The 18,920-nt window shown below is 27.1% G+C and carries 15 protein-coding genes and 1 pseudogene; 13 read left to right on the forward strand and 3 right to left on the reverse strand.

Annotated features, from left to right (window positions below; translation table 11 throughout):
• The first annotated feature begins 32 nt into the window (after positions 1 to 32).
• From CLOACE_RS07390 to CLOACE_RS07400, 3 genes are all read left to right on the forward strand, one after another.
• Positions 33 to 4,877: a DUF5050 domain-containing protein gene (locus CLOACE_RS07390; RefSeq protein WP_070110466.1), complete on the forward strand. Its 4,845-nt coding sequence runs from the start codon at positions 33 to 35 to the stop codon at positions 4,875 to 4,877.
• A gap of 139 nt (positions 4,878 to 5,016) precedes the next feature.
• The gene (locus CLOACE_RS07395) at positions 5,017 to 5,841 is read left to right on the forward strand and encodes a response regulator (RefSeq protein WP_070110467.1); all 825 of its coding nucleotides are present in this window, start codon (positions 5,017 to 5,019) and stop codon (positions 5,839 to 5,841) included.
• Positions 5,825 to 6,484, forward strand: coding sequence for an Ig-like domain-containing protein (locus CLOACE_RS07400; RefSeq protein ID WP_070110468.1), 660 nt, complete (start codon positions 5,825 to 5,827; stop codon positions 6,482 to 6,484). Before CLOACE_RS07395 ends, CLOACE_RS07400 begins: the two co-directional genes overlap by 17 nt.
• Before the next feature lie 95 nt (positions 6,485 to 6,579).
• Here the strand turns inward: CLOACE_RS07400 and CLOACE_RS07405 are convergent, their stop codons facing one another.
• Positions 6,580 to 6,972 (reverse strand): hypothetical protein, encoded by a 393-nt coding sequence (locus CLOACE_RS07405; RefSeq protein WP_070110469.1) that lies wholly within the window; start codon positions 6,970 to 6,972, stop codon positions 6,580 to 6,582.
• Between the two features lie 341 nt (positions 6,973 to 7,313).
• On the opposite strand from CLOACE_RS07405, the gene CLOACE_RS07410 reads away from it, so the two are divergent.
• The 7 genes from CLOACE_RS07410 to CLOACE_RS07440 all read left to right on the forward strand — a co-directional run bounded on the left by CLOACE_RS07410 (position 7,314) and on the right by CLOACE_RS07440 (position 13,447).
• Positions 7,314 to 7,589, forward strand: coding sequence for a hypothetical protein (locus CLOACE_RS07410; protein ID WP_070110470.1), 276 nt, complete (start codon positions 7,314 to 7,316; stop codon positions 7,587 to 7,589).
• A 204-nt stretch (positions 7,590 to 7,793) separates the two neighbouring features.
• A complete protein-coding gene (locus tag CLOACE_RS07415; protein WP_070110471.1) occupies positions 7,794 to 9,125 on the forward strand; it encodes a cell wall-binding repeat-containing protein in 1,332 nt (443 codons plus the stop codon).
• 35 nt (positions 9,126 to 9,160) lie between these two features.
• A complete protein-coding gene (locus CLOACE_RS07420) occupies positions 9,161 to 10,216 on the forward strand; it encodes a cell wall-binding repeat-containing protein (protein ID WP_070110472.1) in 1,056 nt (351 codons plus the stop codon).
• Positions 10,217 to 10,382: 166 nt separating this feature from the next.
• Positions 10,383 to 11,228 (forward strand): SLAP domain-containing protein, encoded by an 846-nt coding sequence (locus CLOACE_RS07425; protein ID WP_070110473.1) that lies wholly within the window; start codon positions 10,383 to 10,385, stop codon positions 11,226 to 11,228.
• Positions 11,229 to 11,246: 18 nt separating this feature from the next.
• Positions 11,247 to 12,056, forward strand: a complete 810-nt coding sequence (locus CLOACE_RS07430; RefSeq protein WP_070110474.1) for an SLAP domain-containing protein — start codon at positions 11,247 to 11,249, stop codon at positions 12,054 to 12,056.
• A gap of 360 nt (positions 12,057 to 12,416) precedes the next feature.
• On the forward strand, positions 12,417 to 12,968 hold the full coding sequence (locus CLOACE_RS07435) for a manganese efflux pump MntP (RefSeq protein WP_070110475.1): 552 nt from the start codon (positions 12,417 to 12,419) through the stop codon (positions 12,966 to 12,968).
• Between the two features lie 56 nt (positions 12,969 to 13,024).
• Positions 13,025 to 13,447 (forward strand): Fur family transcriptional regulator, encoded by a 423-nt coding sequence (locus tag CLOACE_RS07440; protein WP_070110476.1) that lies wholly within the window; start codon positions 13,025 to 13,027, stop codon positions 13,445 to 13,447.
• Here CLOACE_RS07440 and CLOACE_RS07445 read toward each other — a convergent pair whose 3' ends face one another.
• The gene (locus CLOACE_RS07445) at positions 13,448 to 13,762 is read right to left on the reverse strand and encodes a hypothetical protein (protein ID WP_070110477.1); all 315 of its coding nucleotides are present in this window, start codon (positions 13,760 to 13,762) and stop codon (positions 13,448 to 13,450) included.
• Positions 13,763 to 13,853: 91 nt separating this feature from the next.
• Here CLOACE_RS07445 and CLOACE_RS07450 point away from each other — a divergent pair, with 91 nt between their 5' ends.
• The 3 genes and pseudogenes from CLOACE_RS07450 to CLOACE_RS07460 all read left to right on the forward strand — a co-directional run bounded on the left by CLOACE_RS07450 (position 13,854) and on the right by CLOACE_RS07460 (position 16,392).
• Complete coding sequence (locus tag CLOACE_RS07450; RefSeq protein ID WP_070110478.1) at positions 13,854 to 14,252, forward strand: DUF6762 family protein; 399 nt, start codon at positions 13,854 to 13,856, stop codon at positions 14,250 to 14,252.
• A gap of 20 nt (positions 14,253 to 14,272) precedes the next feature.
• Positions 14,273 to 15,321 (forward strand): annotated as a pseudogene (locus CLOACE_RS07455) (HD-GYP domain-containing protein).
• 24 nt (positions 15,322 to 15,345) lie between these two features.
• Complete coding sequence (locus tag CLOACE_RS07460) at positions 15,346 to 16,392, forward strand: rhomboid family intramembrane serine protease (RefSeq protein ID WP_070110479.1); 1,047 nt, start codon at positions 15,346 to 15,348, stop codon at positions 16,390 to 16,392.
• 229 nt (positions 16,393 to 16,621) lie between these two features.
• On the opposite strand, the gene CLOACE_RS07465 is transcribed toward CLOACE_RS07460, so the two are convergent.
• Positions 16,622 to 18,394 (reverse strand): ATP-dependent metallopeptidase FtsH/Yme1/Tma family protein, encoded by a 1,773-nt coding sequence (locus CLOACE_RS07465; RefSeq protein WP_070110480.1) that lies wholly within the window; start codon positions 18,392 to 18,394, stop codon positions 16,622 to 16,624.
• Positions 18,395 to 18,920: the final 526 nt, after the last annotated feature.

Genomic DNA, 18,920 nt, shown 5'->3' on the forward strand with positions numbered 1-18,920 from the left:
GTTAATTATAAATATTAAATGGAGGGTGAGAAATGAAGAAAACCAAAGTGTTAGTTGCTATGGCAGCTATTATTGTTGGATTAGGTACTACTGTTTATGCGGAATTACCTAAGAATCCAAAAGGATCTATTATGGTAGGCAATCAAGTATATAGTATGGACTATGTAACAAAAAATATATCTGCTATTAATCAACAGTTAATGAATAATTTAAATGCTTTATTTTTTGTAGATAACGATGGAAATGCTAAAGATATATTTACTGGTTCCACATTATCAGAGGAACAAATAATATTAAGAGTAGGTAATACATTAACCAATTATGACCCATATGGAAACACTACTAAATATGTAGCAGGTTCAGATAATAAGTATGTGGATACTAAAATATCAGATGGTTCATCAAATGGAAATTTAATTTTAGATATTACCTATAAGAATGTTCCGACAAGTATTGGCATGCAATTAGTAACTTTAAGAGTAAGAAATATATTCGGCATAAAAGATGCTACTTACTATTCAATAACAGAAGGTAGGACTACTAATGTCGGTATTAATAGTTCTAATATTGTTTATTTAAATGATTTTGTAACTTCTTTAAGTGTTGGGGGCAGTGGAAAAACAATAACTATATATGATAGCAATAAAAATCCTGTAGCATATGGAACTTTTAGTTTAGATAATAATTCAACAATTGCAGTAGAATTACGTTCTACTGGAATTAGCACAGATATATTAGGTGTATCTGGCAATATTTCATCCAATATTATTAACAATGGGTTTGTAGCAGTAGATTCAGACAGAAGCTGGATTTATTATTCTAATTCAGCAGATAAAGATAAGATTTATAAAAAAAGTGTAGATGGTACACAAGATTGCTTAATAAGTGATGATAAAGCAAAATATATAAATGTAGTTGGAAATTGGGTATATTATAGTAATTATAATGATGGAGGAAGAATATATAGAGTAAGAATAGATGGGACACAAAGAGAAAAAATAAGTAATGACATGGCATCTTGTATAAATGTTGTGGGAGACAAAATATACTATATAAATCATTCTGATGGCGGTAAAGTATATTTGATGGATTCAAAAGGAAATAAAAAAATATCAGGAGATTCTGCAAAATATTTAAATGTTGTAGGTAATACAGCATTTTATAGCAGTATTTCATCAGGAAACAGGTTATACAGAATAAGATTAGATGATCCTGCTTTTCCATCAGAAAGGTTAAGTGATATACCTGCAAACTATATAAATGCAGTAAGTCCAAATAATGTTTATTATACATCAGTAGATGGAAAACTATATAATAACAGAGGAGTTAAAGATTCAGATTATCCAATGAATATTATAAGTAATGTGGTTAAAAAAGGAAGCAAGGATTCTGCAATGACACCTGTTCAGGATAAAATTACAGAAATATTTGTAGACAAAGAAGGTAATGTTTATTATAGCAGTTTCATAGATGGAGGAAAGCTATACAAAGCTGATAACCATGGAAATGGATATAAAATTTCTGATGATGCAGTGGAATATATAAATGTAGCAGATACAGATAGTGAAAATAATCAAAATAAGGGATATATATATTATGTAAAATCAGGTAAAATGAGCAGAATACCTATAGAGTTAGATGGTTCTGTAAAAGGAGAGCCTATTAAAAAGCCAAAACTAGATGACAAAGTAGTTAAGGTTAATGAAATTCCTTTAATTACTATAGATGATATATCAAAATTTAATTTTCCAGATAGGGTATCAGCTATAATGAGTGATAACAGTATAAAACAATTAGTAGTAAATTGGGACAAGAGTAAACCTTCGATAAAAAATGGAGTGTACACTTATTCAGGAACAGTTTTAGGTTACACAACAAAGGTTAATCTACAAGTGGCTATTGGTTCAGGTATGCTTGATCCTAACAATGTTCAAATTACAAATGTTGTAGGAAATAAAGATTATGTTAAGGTTTTAAATCTTGAACCGAATGATATCATAAGTGTGTATGATGGAATTTCACAAAAACCAAAGGTGGCAAAAGCTGGGCAAAATGGAGTAGCAATAATAACAGGATTAAATTTAGATCCATTAGGCGGAAGTGTTTCTGTAACTGTAACTAAGAAAGATAAAGCAGAAGGTGGAAAACTTTTAGTTCCTTATAAACCAGAAGCGCCTTCAGGTTTTGTAGTAGATGCTGAAAATAACACTATAAATGGATTAAAAGCTGGACAAAAATATATAGGATATTTATATGATGCTTCTATAATAGATGATAGCAAAGTTAATTGGGATAGTAGTGGGGATGGAAAACCTACATCGGGCAAGGTTTTACCAATTAAGTTTGATATCGATGTAAAGATTGATGGTACAGTTAGTATGAAACAGGACACTTCTGATGTTAAATTTGAAAATAAGATAGAAGGAAATTCTGGAAGTGATATGATTTTAAGACTTGTTAAGCCGGGAGATGGAGATGATAATAATAGTGAACCTTCAGAACCTATAAGAATAAGTAGGGCTAAAATTCCAGAATATGTAGGAATAGATTACAAAGCAGGAGTTATACTTGGAACTGATACAAGTATGCAGTTTGCTTATGCTAATGATGAAGGGAAAAATCCACCAACAGATTTAGAACAATGGAATAATTGTAAATCAGGAATAACACCTGTAATGATAAATAGTTATATGCAAGTATGGGTTAAAATTAAAGGAAGTGGAACAGTAATAAGTAGTAAACCTAAAGCTTTTGCATTATTTGCACCACCGATTTTAACAGGTGTAACTGAAGGGGAAACTTATTCAGGGAACAAAAAACCAACGCCAACTTGGGATGCAAGTAATACTAATATAAAAGCTTCTGTAAGAATATATGATCCTAATAAAGATCCGCTTGAATGGACAGAAGTTACAGGTTCTGGAATTACGAGTGGACAAGAATTAAATATTGATTCTACTGAGAAAAAAGATGATAAACAGGTATTTAAATATGATGTTGATAAAGTTTATGCTGTAGTTTTAACAGAAACTAAAACTGTAAATGGTAGAAGTGGAACTGCTGTTACTGTAGTTAAATTTAAAGTAAATAATGCAGAACCTGCACCAGCACAGATTGTAATAAAGGAAAATAAGGGAATCACATTAGAAACTAAAGATAAAAAGAAAGTAGATGTTTATTATCAAGTTACTCCAAATTGGAACAATAATTTTGGAACAGAGGTAGATGCAAGACTACAAAGAGTAGAGTTACCTTACTACAAGAAAAACGGTGATATTTATTATAAAGATAGCACAGGTGCAGAAGAAAATGTTGAAATTGAGGAATTAAAATCAAAGGTAATAGTAAATAGTGATTTTACTGCTTCAGAACAAATTCCTGTAAGACAGGGACTTACTATTACACAAGAAGGATTATATAAAATGACAGCAACTGTTAAAAATATGGAAACAGGGGCAATAACCTCTACTGATAAATACTTTATTATAGACAGAACACCTGTGGAACCAGCTAAAATCCATATAACTAATAAAGGAGCAGATGGTGGAGTATTGGCTAATGAAGGTATATATAAATCAGTAACTCCTCTTATAGTAGCAGACTATACTAAAGTTGATGCTAAAGTTGAACTTATAGGCATAAGCGGTTTCCCTGTAGAGGTAGCTTTAGCTCCTACTAATCACACAACAAAAACTATTGATATTAATGGTGTTTATACACTTAAAGTTACAACTACAAATAAATTAAATGGTGCAGAAGATAGCACAAGTAGTGTAGTTAACTTTACAATTAAAAATGATGCTAGCATAAAGGATGCACCAGGTGTTACATTCTCATTTACTAATAATGTGTTAAATGACTCAAAAACAACTATGGAATATAGTTTAACTGGTCCGAGCGGATATAAGCAAATTCCAAAAGATAACTACGTACTAACAACAGATGAAATAGAAAGTTTAAATCCTCAATATGGAATTTGGGTAAGATACAAAGCAGATAATGATATTCCAGCTTCTGTGGCTAAAGTTATACCGGTAATAAAAGATTCAGCAGATAAACCATCTGGAATAACATTTAGTTTTACTGATGGAAAATGTTCAGGATTTGCTACAGATACTACATCTACAAATTACCAATATAGAATAGATGGTGGACAATGGACTGGATTTAAAGATAATGTTGGAACATTACAAGATAATGATAAAGACAAAGTAACTGCAATGTTTGAGGTAAGAAGAAAAGCATATACTATTACTACTACTAGTGTTAATCATTTTGCATCAGATCCGTATAAAGTTAATTTAATAACAAATAATACAATTCCAAATGTTTCATTTGCATCAGATGCAAGTGTTGGTATGATTAAATTAGATGGTACTGAAGCTGGAATGCAATATAGTTTAGATAATGGAACTACATGGAATGATTGTTTAGCAAAAAGTACAGAGGTAAATTCAAAGGCAGGTCAAAATATATTAGTTAGATATAAAGGAACAGGTAATACATTACCTTCAGCATCCATTACTTTAACAATAAAAGAAGAGAATATAGGAAAAGGAGTGAATGCAGTAGTACCAGCTATTACAACAGATTTAACAGATAAAACAACACCAAAAGGAACATCAGTGACATTAGATGCCACAGCAACAGTAACTGATGGTGGAACAGTAAGCTATCAATGGTATAAAGCAGATGATTCAATGAAAAAAAATGCAACAAAAATAACTGGAGCAACAGGTGCAACATATAGTGTGCCAGTAGACACTGCAGGAACATTCTACTATTATTGCGTAATAACTAATACTAATAATGCTGCAACAGGAACAAAAACAGCAGAAACAATAAGCACAGTATCAAAGGTAGAAGTAACAAACTAGTTTACTTGGTAAATTTTTTTCAAGAACAAGTAATAAAATAAATTTGAGAAGGAATGCTAACGTTCCTTCTCAAATTTAGCAAATATGCATAACTATTTGTCATTAACAAGAATAAAAAATAATAACTAGGGGTGTAGTTATGGCTAATATATTGGTTGTTGACGATTCAGCTATAATGAGGGTAAATTTAAGATCTGTATTGACTAGAGGTGGACATACTGTTATAGCAGAGGCAGAAGATGCACAACAGGCTTATTTAGAATATAAAAAATGCCACCCAGATTTAGTTACTATGGATGTTAATATGCCAGGTATGAGCGGAATAGAAGTAACTAGAAAAATTTTAAAAGAATATCCTAAGGCAAATGTTATAATTGTAAGTTCTTTAGAGCAAAGAGATTTAGTAATAGATGCTCTAGAAGCTGGAGCTAAGCATTATATATTAAAACCAATTACTTCAGAAAAACTTTTAGAGAGAATAGATGCTGTTTTAAAAAATAAATATGAATGTGAAAAAGCTCCTACAATTGAAGAAAAAATAAAAGAAATGAAAGAACAAAAAAAGTATTTTTCTATAAAAAATGAAAAAGGAGTTTTTGTAGTTAAAATAAATGAAGATATAGATTTAAAAGGATTAGAGCTTTTAGATACAGCTATATCTGGTTTATTATTTGTAGAGCCTTTGGATATTGTTTTTGATTTTGATGAAATTGAAACAATAGGTATGGATATTTATCAAGGTATAGTTGAGCAAACTAAGAAATTATTTGAAGCTAAAGCAGCAGTAAAGGTTATAGTTAAAAATAAGGTTTTAGCTAAATTTGTAAAAAACAATACAATAAATGCCTATGCTAAAGTTTATATAGAAACCCCTAATGAAAATAAAGATATTCAATCTAAGCAAACAGATATGTCTAATAGCAAAAAACAGTTAGAGGAGGGGGAAAATGAAAGTTCTAAATAAAAAAATAATAAAAGTGTTTTTAGGAACTTTTATATTTTTGTTTTTTATAGTAGGTAAAGCATATGCTATGGATAAAGTAATGGAAAGTGAAACTATAAATGATGTTAATAAAGTTTGGACTGTTAAGTTTAATAAGGCAATAGATTTCACAAGTACTAAAAGGAACATATGGGTGTCTAGTTTAAAAAACAATGTTATAATAACAGAAAATATTGAAAAAGTAGATGATAGAACAGTAAGAATAAAGCCACCTGTAAATGGATACAAAATAGGAGAAAGCTATAAAATTGTAATAAGAGATTCTATTAAACCTAAAAAAGGAAATGGATTAAAAAAGCAGGTAGCAAAGGAGTTTAAAGTTGTAGAAAAGAAAGAATTTACAGCTAGTGCTAGTGTAATGGTTTCACCTTATATGCCTATGTTTAAAGGTGTGAAAATAAAATGTGATACTATGCCAGAAATAAAGAAATTTAAAGTAGAAGATTATGATACTTTATATGAAATGGGAAAAGATAATGTTATGATTTTAACTGGATCTAATGTTAAAATAGTTTTTTATAAAGAAGATGGAGTTACAAAGGTAGGAGAAGGAACTCTTGATGTAAGTAAAGATAACGATAATGCAGAAATAGTTTGTCAATAGAATTATTATATTAAATTAAGATACACATAGTTAATTATATGGCTATGTGTATTTTTATGTGTTAAATTAATGATGAAATCTAAATATTTTAATTTTTAGTCAATATTTTCATGCATAATTTCCATAATTATTTTGAAATATCTATAATGTAAATTTACTTTTTTATAATACATATTTAAAAGAAAATAAGTAAGTAGTAGTCCTAATACAGCAAGTATTTTTCCAAAAGCCTCCTTTACAACTATAGTAGCTAAAATTGTGTAGACTGCGGAAAGTATGGAAATTGATATAGTTAGAAAAGAAAAATATCTATCTATGTCAGATATTTCATCCTTCAATTTTAGATTTAAAACACTTTTTTGATAATGGCAATTGTATCTTAATTTAATTTTATTTATTAAACATTGATCAATGCAATTAGATTTTATGCATCTGAAAATTTCTTTATCTATTAATTCAGGATAATTACTTTTATACAAAAAATACATTTAATCATCATACCTTTCTAAAATTTATTTTATATTTTTATTATACTACAGTTTTTTCGCAGAGTTTATCTAATATAACAAATAAAGCGTTTAGAAATGCAATAAAAAAAGCATTAAAAATGTGATAAGATATAAATTAGTATTAACTTAATATATCAGATGAAAGATTTATATTAAATATTAATCCTTAAGAATATTTAGATTATAAAATAACCATATGCACAATTAATACAGTTAAAAATATAGCATTTCAAGCAGATTTACTTGCTGTAATGTCCATACTTGCAGGAGAAAAATTTACAAATAATTTAGTTAAAAAGTATGTAAGGAGGGATATGCTTATGAATTCACCTATATATAATGAATGGGTAGAAGAAGAGAGAAGAGAAGCGGCAGAAAAGGCAGCCAAAGAAGCAGCTAAAGAAGCAACTAAAGAAACTACAAGAAATCTGATTAAAGAAACTATAGATGAAAAATTTGATATTGTACCAAAGTCTATATATGATAAACTTGCAAAAATAGATAATATAGATGCTTTACAATCAGTTTTTAAAAAGACATTAAGGATAGATTCAATAGATAAACTTGAAAAATTACTTGATATAATTTTAAAATAGCTATTATGCTTTATAAAAGAAAAACTCTAAAAATATAATAAATAATTTTACATTAAAAATCTGTGTACTTGTAAATGCACAGATTTTTAATATTTACCAATTACTCACACACATAGTCAAACCCAATAACAATATGGTATAATTACTATTAGTTTAATATTTTTCTATTTATTATATTTCAATAGAATAAAATGGAGGTGTACTATGAAAAAAGCAATAATTTCTTCTTTATGCACACTAGCTTTAGCATTTAGTATAAATACTACATCAAAAGCAGAGGGCATAAAACAAACTAGGATATATGGTATGGATAGATATGAAACATCTTCAAAAATAGCTACAGCTTATAGTAAAGATGAAATAAATAGTATAGTTGTAGCCAGTGGAAGGAATTTTCCTGACGCTTTATCAGGAAGTGTGTTGTCTAAAAAATTAAATTGTCCTATACTTCTTATGGATAAAGATTTTAATAATAGCAAGGTTTCTGTAGAGTATATAAAAACTCATTTAAATAAAAGCGGTACAGTATACATACTTGGTGGAGAAGGTTCTATAGAAGGTAGTTTTGTAAAACATTTAAATTCTTTAGGATATAAAAATATAGAAAGACTTTATGGTAAGGATAGGTTTTTTACAAACAAAGCTATTGTAGATTATTTAAATGTTAAGGAAGGAACTCCAGTAATATTAGCTAATGGAAATAATTTTCCTGATGCATTGAGTGTATCTAGTGCTGCAGCTTGCAAGGGGTATCCTATTGTATTAACTAATACAGATAATATACCTAATGCTGGAGAAATTTTATTAAAGAATTTGAAACCTTCCACCGTATATATAATAGGAGGGGTTGGTTCTTTTTCAGATAAGAATGTTTCAAATTTGAAAAATATGCTTCCTTATTTAAATGATAAAAATTTAGTTAGAATTCAAGGAAAAGATAGATATGAAACTTCTATGAATGTATGTAAGTATTTTTCTTTAGATAGCAATGCTGTTTTTATAAGCTCTGGAAGGAATTTTCCTGATGCTTTGTCTGGAAGTGCTTTAGCAGCTAAATATAATTCTCCTGTATTGTTAGTAGATGATAATCATATAAGACCTCAAAAGGCTTATTTAGATAGCAGTAAATATAATTTGCAGTTTATGTTAGGGGGATTAGGTTCTGTAAGCTATTCTTCACAAAATATATTAGGTGGTAATGAGTACTTTAGTGAAAAGGCACAGCAGCAAGAAGGTGCTATATCTATAAGTCCAAGACATGTTTATTATGATAATGATGGAACTTTGGTTATGGAAGCTTATGTTCATAATGGTTTTAACTATGATGTTCATGATATAAAAGTTAGTGGAATAGAGCTTAAAGATAGAAATGAAGAAATAATAACTTCAGGATATTTTGGAGTGTTAAATAATTTAACTTTAAAATCTGGGGAAACAAAGTTTTGGATTTTTAGATTTTTAGGTAATACTACTAAAGTAAAAAATGCAGATATAACTTATTTGCAGTGGAAAACCATTTATGAATATTCAAAATAAGTAATATTAAAAAAATAAGGGGAGGGTGTTTTATAATGCTTTTTAATAAGAAATTTTTAAATGCGGCTGTTTTAGGAATAGGATTAAGTTTAGCTTTTTCTTTTTCTAGTGTAAAAGCAGCTTCAGTAAATAGAAAAGGTGGAGGGGATAGATATACCACAGCAGAAAAGGTAGCAGAAGAAATTTTCAGAAGTTCTGACAATGTAGTACTTGTAAATGGTACAGGCTATGCGGATGCAGTAAGTGCTACACCTTTAGCTAAAAATTTAAAAGCTCCAATACTTTTAACAAAGGGAGAAACTTTAGAGAAAGATGTATTAGATACAATTAATAAATTAGGTGCTAAAAATATTTATATAGTTGGCGGAGAAGGCGTTGTTAAGGAAGAAATAGTTAAAGAATTAAAGGACAAAGATTTTAATGTAGAAAGATTAGCAAAAAAAGGTGGAACTAGATTTGATACTAATGCAGTAGTTGCAAGAGAGATTATAAAGAGAACAGATGCTAAGGAAGCTATATTAGTAAATGGAAAAGATGGATATTCAGATGCTTTAAGTGTAGCTTCTATAGCAGCTAAATTAAATGCACCAGTACTTATAACTAGTTCTAGTGGAATAGATAAATCAGTAAAAGATGTAATTGAGGATTTTGATTTAAAGGTACAAGCAGTAGGAGGAGAAGCTGTAGTGCCAGATTCTATTGTAAATGCTGTTAATGGTACAAGAATTGCCAAGGGTGCAAATAGATTTGAAACAAATTTAGCAGTATTAAATTATTACAAAGACCAACTTGAGTTTGACAATATATATTTAGCTTCTGGTGGAAATGATAGTGTTAAAAACTTTGCGGATGCACTAGTAGCTTCAGCAGCTGCTGCTAAAACAGGATCACCAGTGGTTTTAGGGGGACTTGGTGCTAATGAAGCTCAACAAAAGGCAGCTAATGATTTCATTGAATACAATATGAATAAATATACTAATATTATAATTATAGGTTCTACAGGTGTTATAAAAGAAAAAGTGGAAAAGGATTTAAGTACTATATCAGAATACATAAATAGTAAAGATTTTATGGTTATTGGTATAGAATAATAAATTATTAACTGTGCAATAGTTTTTTGATTAGGCTGTTGACAATGTATTTTGTCAACAGCTGTATTTATATTAAAGATATTTTAACATTAAATGGTTGTTGATTTTATAAATTGGTAATATTATAATATTTACCATAGATTATATATTAGGGAGGGTATACCCAATGAGTAATAGTAAAAGAAGAGAAGTAAAGACAGAACTTTCTTTACTAGGCAAATATAATGATATAATTTCAGATGTACATAAACAAGTGTTAGAAGAAGAAATATCACAGCTTCCTCCAATAAAAGAAGGAGAAGTAAGTGTTCATGGAGTATATGCTTATGATACAGGAGAATATATTGAAGTAAAAGTATATATAAGAAACGGCTTAAATAAAAATATTAACTTTACAGAAGTGCCATTTTTATTACTAAACAATAAAAATGAAGTGTTAGCTCGTGAAACATTTAATTTGGAGAAAGTAGGATTAGTTCCAGCTGGAGGGGCAAGACCTTATAAATTAAACTTTCATAAAGATAATTTATTAGTAGATAAAATTCCTATAGATGATTGGAAAATAACTTTTGATAAAGAAGTACAGGCTACAACTTATGTTTCTGTTGAATATGAAAACCTTCCAGAGAATATGCCAGAAGAAAGCAAAAAAGTGTATTATGAATTTTTAAATAATTTATCACCTTTAAAACAAGGAGATATAACACTAGATAGATTTAGTATAGGTATAAATAAAGAAGGAAATATATTAGTTACTATTGTAATAAGAAATGGTTCTAATAAGCATATATCTGTAGAAGAAATTCCTGTAACAGTAACAGATAAAAATAATATTTTAATGGCTTCAAATGTATTTAAAATGGACAACTTATCTATATTGCCTTGTAAAGCTAGAATATGTCATTTTGTTTTTCCTATGGATGTTAAATTAGATAGAGACATGGATTTAAGTGACTGGAAAGTTTACTTTGAAGCAGCAAATAAAAATAATACAGAAAATATATACAAATAATTTTGGAGGTACACTTTTATGACTAATAAAAAAAAGGAAGTGAATTTAAAACTTTCTTTAAAAGATAATGATGAAGATATAGTTTCGAGCGTTCAAAAGGAACTATTAGAAGAAGAATTAAATGAATTAGTGCCAGTAAAAGAGGGAGATATAAATGTAGCTGGAATTTATGCTTTTGATACAGTAGAAGGATTGGAAGTAAAAATATATATAAGAAATGGATTTTCAAAAAAGATAAATTTTGAATATATTCCTTTTAGTTTAATAAATAGTAAAAATGAAGTACTAGCTAAGCAAGTGTTTGATTTAAGAGACTTTGGAGATCTAGAGCCTTATTCAGCAAGACCTTATAAATTATTATTTGATAAAGAAAATATATTTGTAAATAAAATTCCTACAGATGATTGGAAAGTTGTTTTTAATACTAATATAAAAGCAGTGAAATATGAAAAATTTGAATATGAAAATTTACCTAAAGATATGAAACCTGAAGTAGTTCAAGTATTTAATAATTTTTTAGGAAATCTTCCTAAAATAGAACAAGGACAAGTTAGTCTTTCTAAATTTAATGTAGGTATAAATTCAAATAACAATATAGTAGTTACTTTAATTATAAGAAATGCAGCTAACAAAGTTGTAGAAATAGAAAAATTACCTATAACAATAAAGGACGCTGAAGGCAATATTATTGCGTCTACTTCTTTTGATACAAAGGGTTTGAAAATAAATCCTAAAAAAGCAGTATTACACAATTTTGAATTTAACACTAAAATAGAAAACCAAGATGAAATAAATTTTAAAAAATGTAGCGTGGAATTTAATGCTTAAAAGTCAATGAAATAAAATATGTTGTAATAGTAGTGAATTTGTGGCTGTATAAATTTTACTCTATTAATTCTTACTGTATAAAAGGCTATTTTACGTGAAGAACTTTTTCACTGTTTGAGCGAAGCGAGTTTGAAAAGTTTAGTAAAATAGATTTTTATACAGTTTAGAATTAAAGAGTGAAATTTCTTAAGCCACAAATTCACTACTACTACAGCATATTTTATTTCATTGACGTTTAAGCAATAAATTCCACGTTACATTCTTTAAAATTTATTTCTTATCTAGTTTTAAAAGTGTAATAATTTACTTAGTAAAGGGAATATTTATTATTAGTCATATATTTGAAAGGTTGGATGTAGTGTGACATTTTATTCTTTATTTATTATAGCAATTGCTTTATCCTTAGATGCTTTTGGAGTGGCTTTAAGTGTTGGATTAGATAGAAAAGTGGCATTAAAAAATAAAATATTATTTTCTTTATCCTTTGGTTTTTTTCAATTTCTTTTTTCTTACATAGGATCTTATGCAGGATTTTTATTTAATACATATATAGCTTCTATGCCTAAGCTAATAGGAGGAGTAGTAATAACTATAGTGGGTATTGTAATGTTTAAAGAAGGATTTGAAAAAAAATCTGAAAATATATTTTTAAATCCTAAAATGTATTTTATATTAGGTATATCTGTAAGCATTGATGCTGTAGTTATAGGATTTACTGTATTGAATAATATAATTAATAATTTAATTGTGTTTAAATATACATTGTTTATAGGATTAGTTACATTTATAGTTAGTGGAATTGCTTTTATTATATCTAAATATTTAAATAAAGTAGACATAATTAGCAAGTATGCTGATTTTATAGGTGGGATTATATTAGTTATATTTGGGCTAAAAATGATTATATTTTGATAATTATAGGTAAGTACACTTAATATTGTGATATAATAGAAACAAGGTGATTTTACATGGAGGCTAAAGAAATATTAAAAAATAATTGTATAAAAATAACTAAATCAAGAATAAATATACTAAAAATACTTATGGAAAATGAAGATAGCATAAGTGTAGAATATATATTTGAAAAGTGTAAAAAAAATCATGTAACTATAAATTTATCTACAGTGTATAGAACTTTAGATCTTTTTGAAATTAAAGGCATTGTAAGTAAATTTGATTTAGGCAGTGGACGATATAATTACATAATAAAAGAACAAAATCATAAGCATAAATTAGAGTGTAAAATATGTCATAAAGAAATAGAAATAGATTGTCCTATGCAACAAATTCAAGAATTAATAAAGAATAAAACAGGCTTTACTATTATGGATAATGAAATAAATTTAAAATTAAAAGGTATTTGTAAAGACTGCAAAGTTAAAAACAAGTAATTAATTTGAATTTTTATATATTTTTTTTATTTTCCAAATTTGATTTTGATTTTTTTCTAAAAATAGATTATAGCTAACATTTCTTCTAGGAGTCTTTTTTGATATACCTTCTATTTGAATTACTGCAGTTTTACCATCAGAAAATTTAATTTGTGAACGATTTATACCATAAATTTTATATTTATTAAAAAAGCCTTTAGTTAAGTAATTTTCTGCAGCGTAATTTATATTTCTACATTTATAATAAGTATATTTGTATTTAATTATAAATATAGATATTGTAAATATAAAAAATATAATAACTTTTTTTTTCATATAATTATCTCCCTTACAATATATTCCATAAACATAATACTATATTTACCATTAATTGTAAATAACTAAATTATAAAAGAGGTGTATAAAAATGGATTTTTCTTCTTTGGTTTTAATGGAAAAAGATAAAGAAACTAATTTTTTAGTAAAAGAAATAGCTAGTTACTCAGTAGGAGATGGAGCAGAATATATTAAAAAGATGTTCTATGATGGAGAACTAGTAAATGTATATTTTGATACAGACAAAGATGTAGAAGATTGGGAATACTCTGCTATATTTGATTTATTTAATAAAGAAGACTTTATTAAAAATAAATATAATATTGAAGATATAGAAGATGAATATAATCCTACTTGGAAAGTGACATTTAAATATGAGGATGACTATAGTATAATGGAAAGTAAATTACAGAAATTATGTTTAATTATAAATGAGGAAATTAAAAATGTATTTAAAAGTATAGAGGGAAAAGAAGAATATTATAAATAAACATTTGAGGAGTAATTAATATGAGACTTGAGTTTATTAATAGAGTAAAAGAAAATGATATTTTAGGTAAAAGTATATTAACCAGTGATGGTAAAATTTTATTAAGAGGCGGCATAAAACTAACAGAAAATTATATAAAAAAGCTAAAAAGTATGGGAGTATTTTATATATATGTAGAAGATGATAGATTAGATGATATAGAAGTGGAAGATGAAAAACTTACTGAATTAAAACAAGTTACTATGAAAAGTATGTCTAATGTAGTAAAGGGTATACATTCTTGTAGAGGTAAACAAATAAGAGAATCTTTAGTATCTATAGAAGAACTAATAAATTATATAATTGATTTAGGCGATGTGAATAAAAGTTTATATGATATAAAAACTTACGATAATTATACATACCTTCACTGTTTAGATACATGCGTTATGGGAGCTTTTTTAGGAATTTCTTCTGGATTAGATGAATATGAATTAAGAGAATTAGGAATAGGTGCTGTTTTGCATGATATAGGTAAAACAAAAGTTCCTATTAAAATAATAAACAAAAAGGGAAAATTAACTGATGAGGAATTTAATGAAATAAAAAATCACACAATATATGGAGGAGAAATGCTAAAAAAAAATTTTATAATGTCTTATCCTATAATAGATATAGTAGAACAACATCATGAAAGAATAGATGGGAGAGGATATCCCTATGGATTAAAAGGAAATGAAATTTCAAAATTTGCAAAAATAGTTTCTATATGTGATGTGTATGATGCAGTAAGTACTGATAGATCTTATAGAAAAAGATTTGGTCCCAATGAATCTTATGAATTAATATTATCAGGAGCAGGAACAAGTTTTGATAAAGATTTGGTACAAAATTTAAGGAAACATTTGCTATTTATCCTTTAGGCTGTGGAGTGAAATTATCTAATAAAGAAGAAGGATATGTAGTTAGGCAAAATGAAAATTTTCCAGATAGACCAGTGGTGAGAATTTTAGGAAATACTTATTCTTCTTCTTTTTATGAAATAGATCTTCTAAAAAATCCAAATATAGTTATAGAATCTATTATATAAATAAAAGTAAAGTAGGTAGAATACATGGAATTTTTTATTAAAAGTATTATAGAAAAGTTATGTTCTATATATAAATATGCTGTAATAGAATTAAAATCTAATTACGGATTAAGCAGCATCTGGGCTGCTATGAAAAAAATAGATGAAAAATTAGTATTTATGGTGTTTGTATCTTTAGAAAATGGTGAAAATATTGATGAATATAATTTAAAGAGAAGTTTAATGGCAGAATTTAATACTACTAATATAAAAGTAGTAAAAGTATTTTTAAGCCAGAATTTAAAATTAGAAAATGGAACATTAGTAGGTATTGAAAATTTTAATTGGGGTATTGTAGCTAATTCTTCTTTACTTGTAAATTATATTCAAGGAAAAATGTTATTTTACTCTTCAGATGTTGAAAGTTTTGCATTAGAATTTAATTATGCAATGAATTATATTAATTATGAAAAAATGAAATTAAAAGAGAGAAAAAAAGAAACTCTACCCAATGTTACAAAATTTTTAATAATAACAAATGTGTTTTTATATATAATAACTGCTCTGCTTTCACAGAATTTATTTTATAGTAATATAAATGTGCTTATTTTTTTAGGTGCAAAAGTAAACACTCTTATAATTCAAGGAGAATACTATAGACTATTTACTTGCATGTTTTTACATGGAGGTCTTCTTCATATAACATTAAATATGTATGCTTTATATGCCATAGGACCTTTTATAGAAAAAGCTTTTGGTAAAGTAAAGTACATTATAATTTATATTACATCTGGAATTATGGCATCTATTTTTAGTTTTTACTTTTCTAATGGAGTATCTATAGGAGCTTCAGGAGCTATATTTGGGCTTTTGGGAGCATCTTTAATTTTTTCTTTTAAAATGAAAAATCAAGTAGGAAAAGGTTTTATGAAAAATATTATATCAGTTATAGTTGTAAACTTAATAATAGGATTTTCTATAGCTAATGTAGATAATTTTGGACATTTAGGAGGTCTTATTGGCGGAATTATAACTTCTTTCTTATTGTGGGGAGTTAAAAGTAAAAGTGAAACAAATGAAAAAACAGCTTAAAAAAATTATACAAAATTAAAGGAGTAGTAGTGTAATTGCCACTGTATTGAATAAGCTCTATAAATTTCTCACTTTAGAAAAACCATTTTGCGTGAAGAACTTTTCACTGTTTGAACGCAGTGAGTTTGAAAAGTTTAGCAAAATGGTTTTTCTAAAGTGTAGAATTTAAGAGTGAAATTCACTTTAAGTGGTAATTACACTACTACTCCTTTAATTTTGTATAATTTTTTTAAGCTGTTTTTTCATTTGTTTCACTTTTACTTTTAATATTTTTTATTCCTTTTATGTCTTCGTAGTATAGTGTTTCTTTTGATAAAAGTTCAGTAGTTAATTTTTCTAGTATATTTTTTTCTTTTAGTATTAATGATTTGGTTTCTTTATATAGAGTATCAATTAAGTTTTTACATTCTTTTATTATATTATCTTGGTTCATGTTTAGAGATTGTAGTTCTTCCATGTTTAATAGACCTAGTGTATCTCCCATACCGTAGCGGCTTACCATGTTAAATGCTATATTAGAGCTTTGCTTTAAATCGCTGTAAGCTCCTGTAGTTATATAATCCTTTCCAAATATTATTTCTTCTGCAGCTCTACCACCTAGCATTACCATTATTCTCTTTTTTAAATAGTCTTTATTTTGATATAGAGAATCTTCAGGTATGCTTAAAGTATATCCCCCTGCACCTTTTGTACTAGGTATTATTGTAATTTTTGATACTTTTTCTTTTGGAAGTAATTTAAGAGATACAAGAGCATGTCCTGCTTCGTGGAAAGCAGTTATTTTTTTATCTTTTTCTTTAATAAAGTCTCTATTTTTCTTTTCATATCCTGCTATTACTATAGAAAAAGCTTTATCTAAGTGATAATTTTCAATAAACTCACTGCTTTCTTTACAAGCTAAAATAGCAGATTCGTTTACTAAGCTTTCAATTTTAGCTCCAGAGAAATAAGCAGTTTTTTTAGCCCATTCTTTAATATCTATATCTTTTACAGGTTTGTTTTTTAAGTGTAAACATAGTATTTTTTCTCTTGCAGATATATCTGGAAGAGAAATTTCTATATGTCTATCAAATCTTCCTGGTCTTAAAAGAGCTGGGTCTAGTATGTCCAATCTATTAGTAGCAGCTATAACTACAATGCCTTCTTTTTCATTAAATCCAGACATTTCAGTAAGAAGAGCATTTAAAGTTTGATCTCTTTCTTCTGAACCACCACTATTAGAACCTTGTCTTTTTTTACCAATAGCATCTATTTCATCTATAAATATAACTGCTTTACCATTATTTCTTGCTTTTTTAAAAAGTTGTCTAATTCTGCTAGCACCAACACCTACATACACTTGTATAAAATCAGATCCAGATAATGCATAAAAAGGAACTCCAGCTTCTCCAGCTACTGCTTTTGCTATAAGAGTTTTACCTGTACCTGGTTCACCATACAGAATAATACCTTTAGGCATTCTTGCACCATAAGAAGTGTATTTTTCAGGATTTTTTAGAAAATCTACAATGTCTTTAACACTTTCTTTGGCTTCTTCATTACCAGCTACATTTTCAAAATTAAGATTATTATTTTCTACAGAAGCAATTTCCAGGGAATCTACAGAACGTATACCTTTAGAAGCTATTTTTGAAGACTTTATAAGCATTGTAATTAAAACTGCTAAAGATATAATTAAACTAGATATTGATAAAGAAATTTTTAAATTTGTAGGAGATTTTTCTAACACGGTTACATTTTTTTTCAATAATTCTTCTTTAAAATTACTTGTTCTTGGATTATCTGTTTCGTACATAGTTCCATCTTGCAACTTAACATTTATTTTTGGAGACTGTGTTATATAAACTTTAGAAATTTTTTTCTCATTTAAGTCCTTTAAAAAGTTAGTGTAATTTCTAAAATTATCCTTTGCAAGTAATGTGCTACTTACAATTAAAAAAAACAAGGATAGTATAGCTGTAATTAATGGAATAAACAAATATTTATTTTTAATTTTATTCATGTAACCATCCTTTCTAAAAAAATAAAAGTTTGTTTTGCATAAGGTAATATTATTATATTTTTAAAATTAAGTCTAATAAAATTCATAAATTTTGCTAAAGTAATTTTTGTAATAGATTCAAAATATATGATTAAACCTAAAAAAGAACAAATAAAATAATTAATATACTTTGCAGATAAAAAATAATTAAAAATAATCTGTATAAAAATAATAAGCTAAGCCTCATAAAGAGAGTTTGGAAATAAGTCATTTCATTAAGACACTCTAAGAATAAAAAATAAAAAAACTCCTACCCAATTTATGCCCCGTCCTTGGGGCGGAAATTGGCTCATCACGTCCTGTGATGAATTACGGAGTTTTTTTATTTTTTATTCTAAGAGTGTCTAAAATTCATTCAAATTATTTCCAAACTCTCTTTATGAGGCTTAGCTTATTATTTTTATACAGATTATTTTTAATTATTTTTTATCTGCAAAGTATATTAATTATTTTATTTGTTCTTTTTTAGGTTTAATCATATAAAAAT

The sequence above is a fragment of the Clostridium acetireducens DSM 10703 genome (assembly GCF_001758365.1).
GTDB lineage: Bacteria > Bacillota > Clostridia > Clostridiales > Clostridiaceae > Clostridium_C > Clostridium_C acetireducens.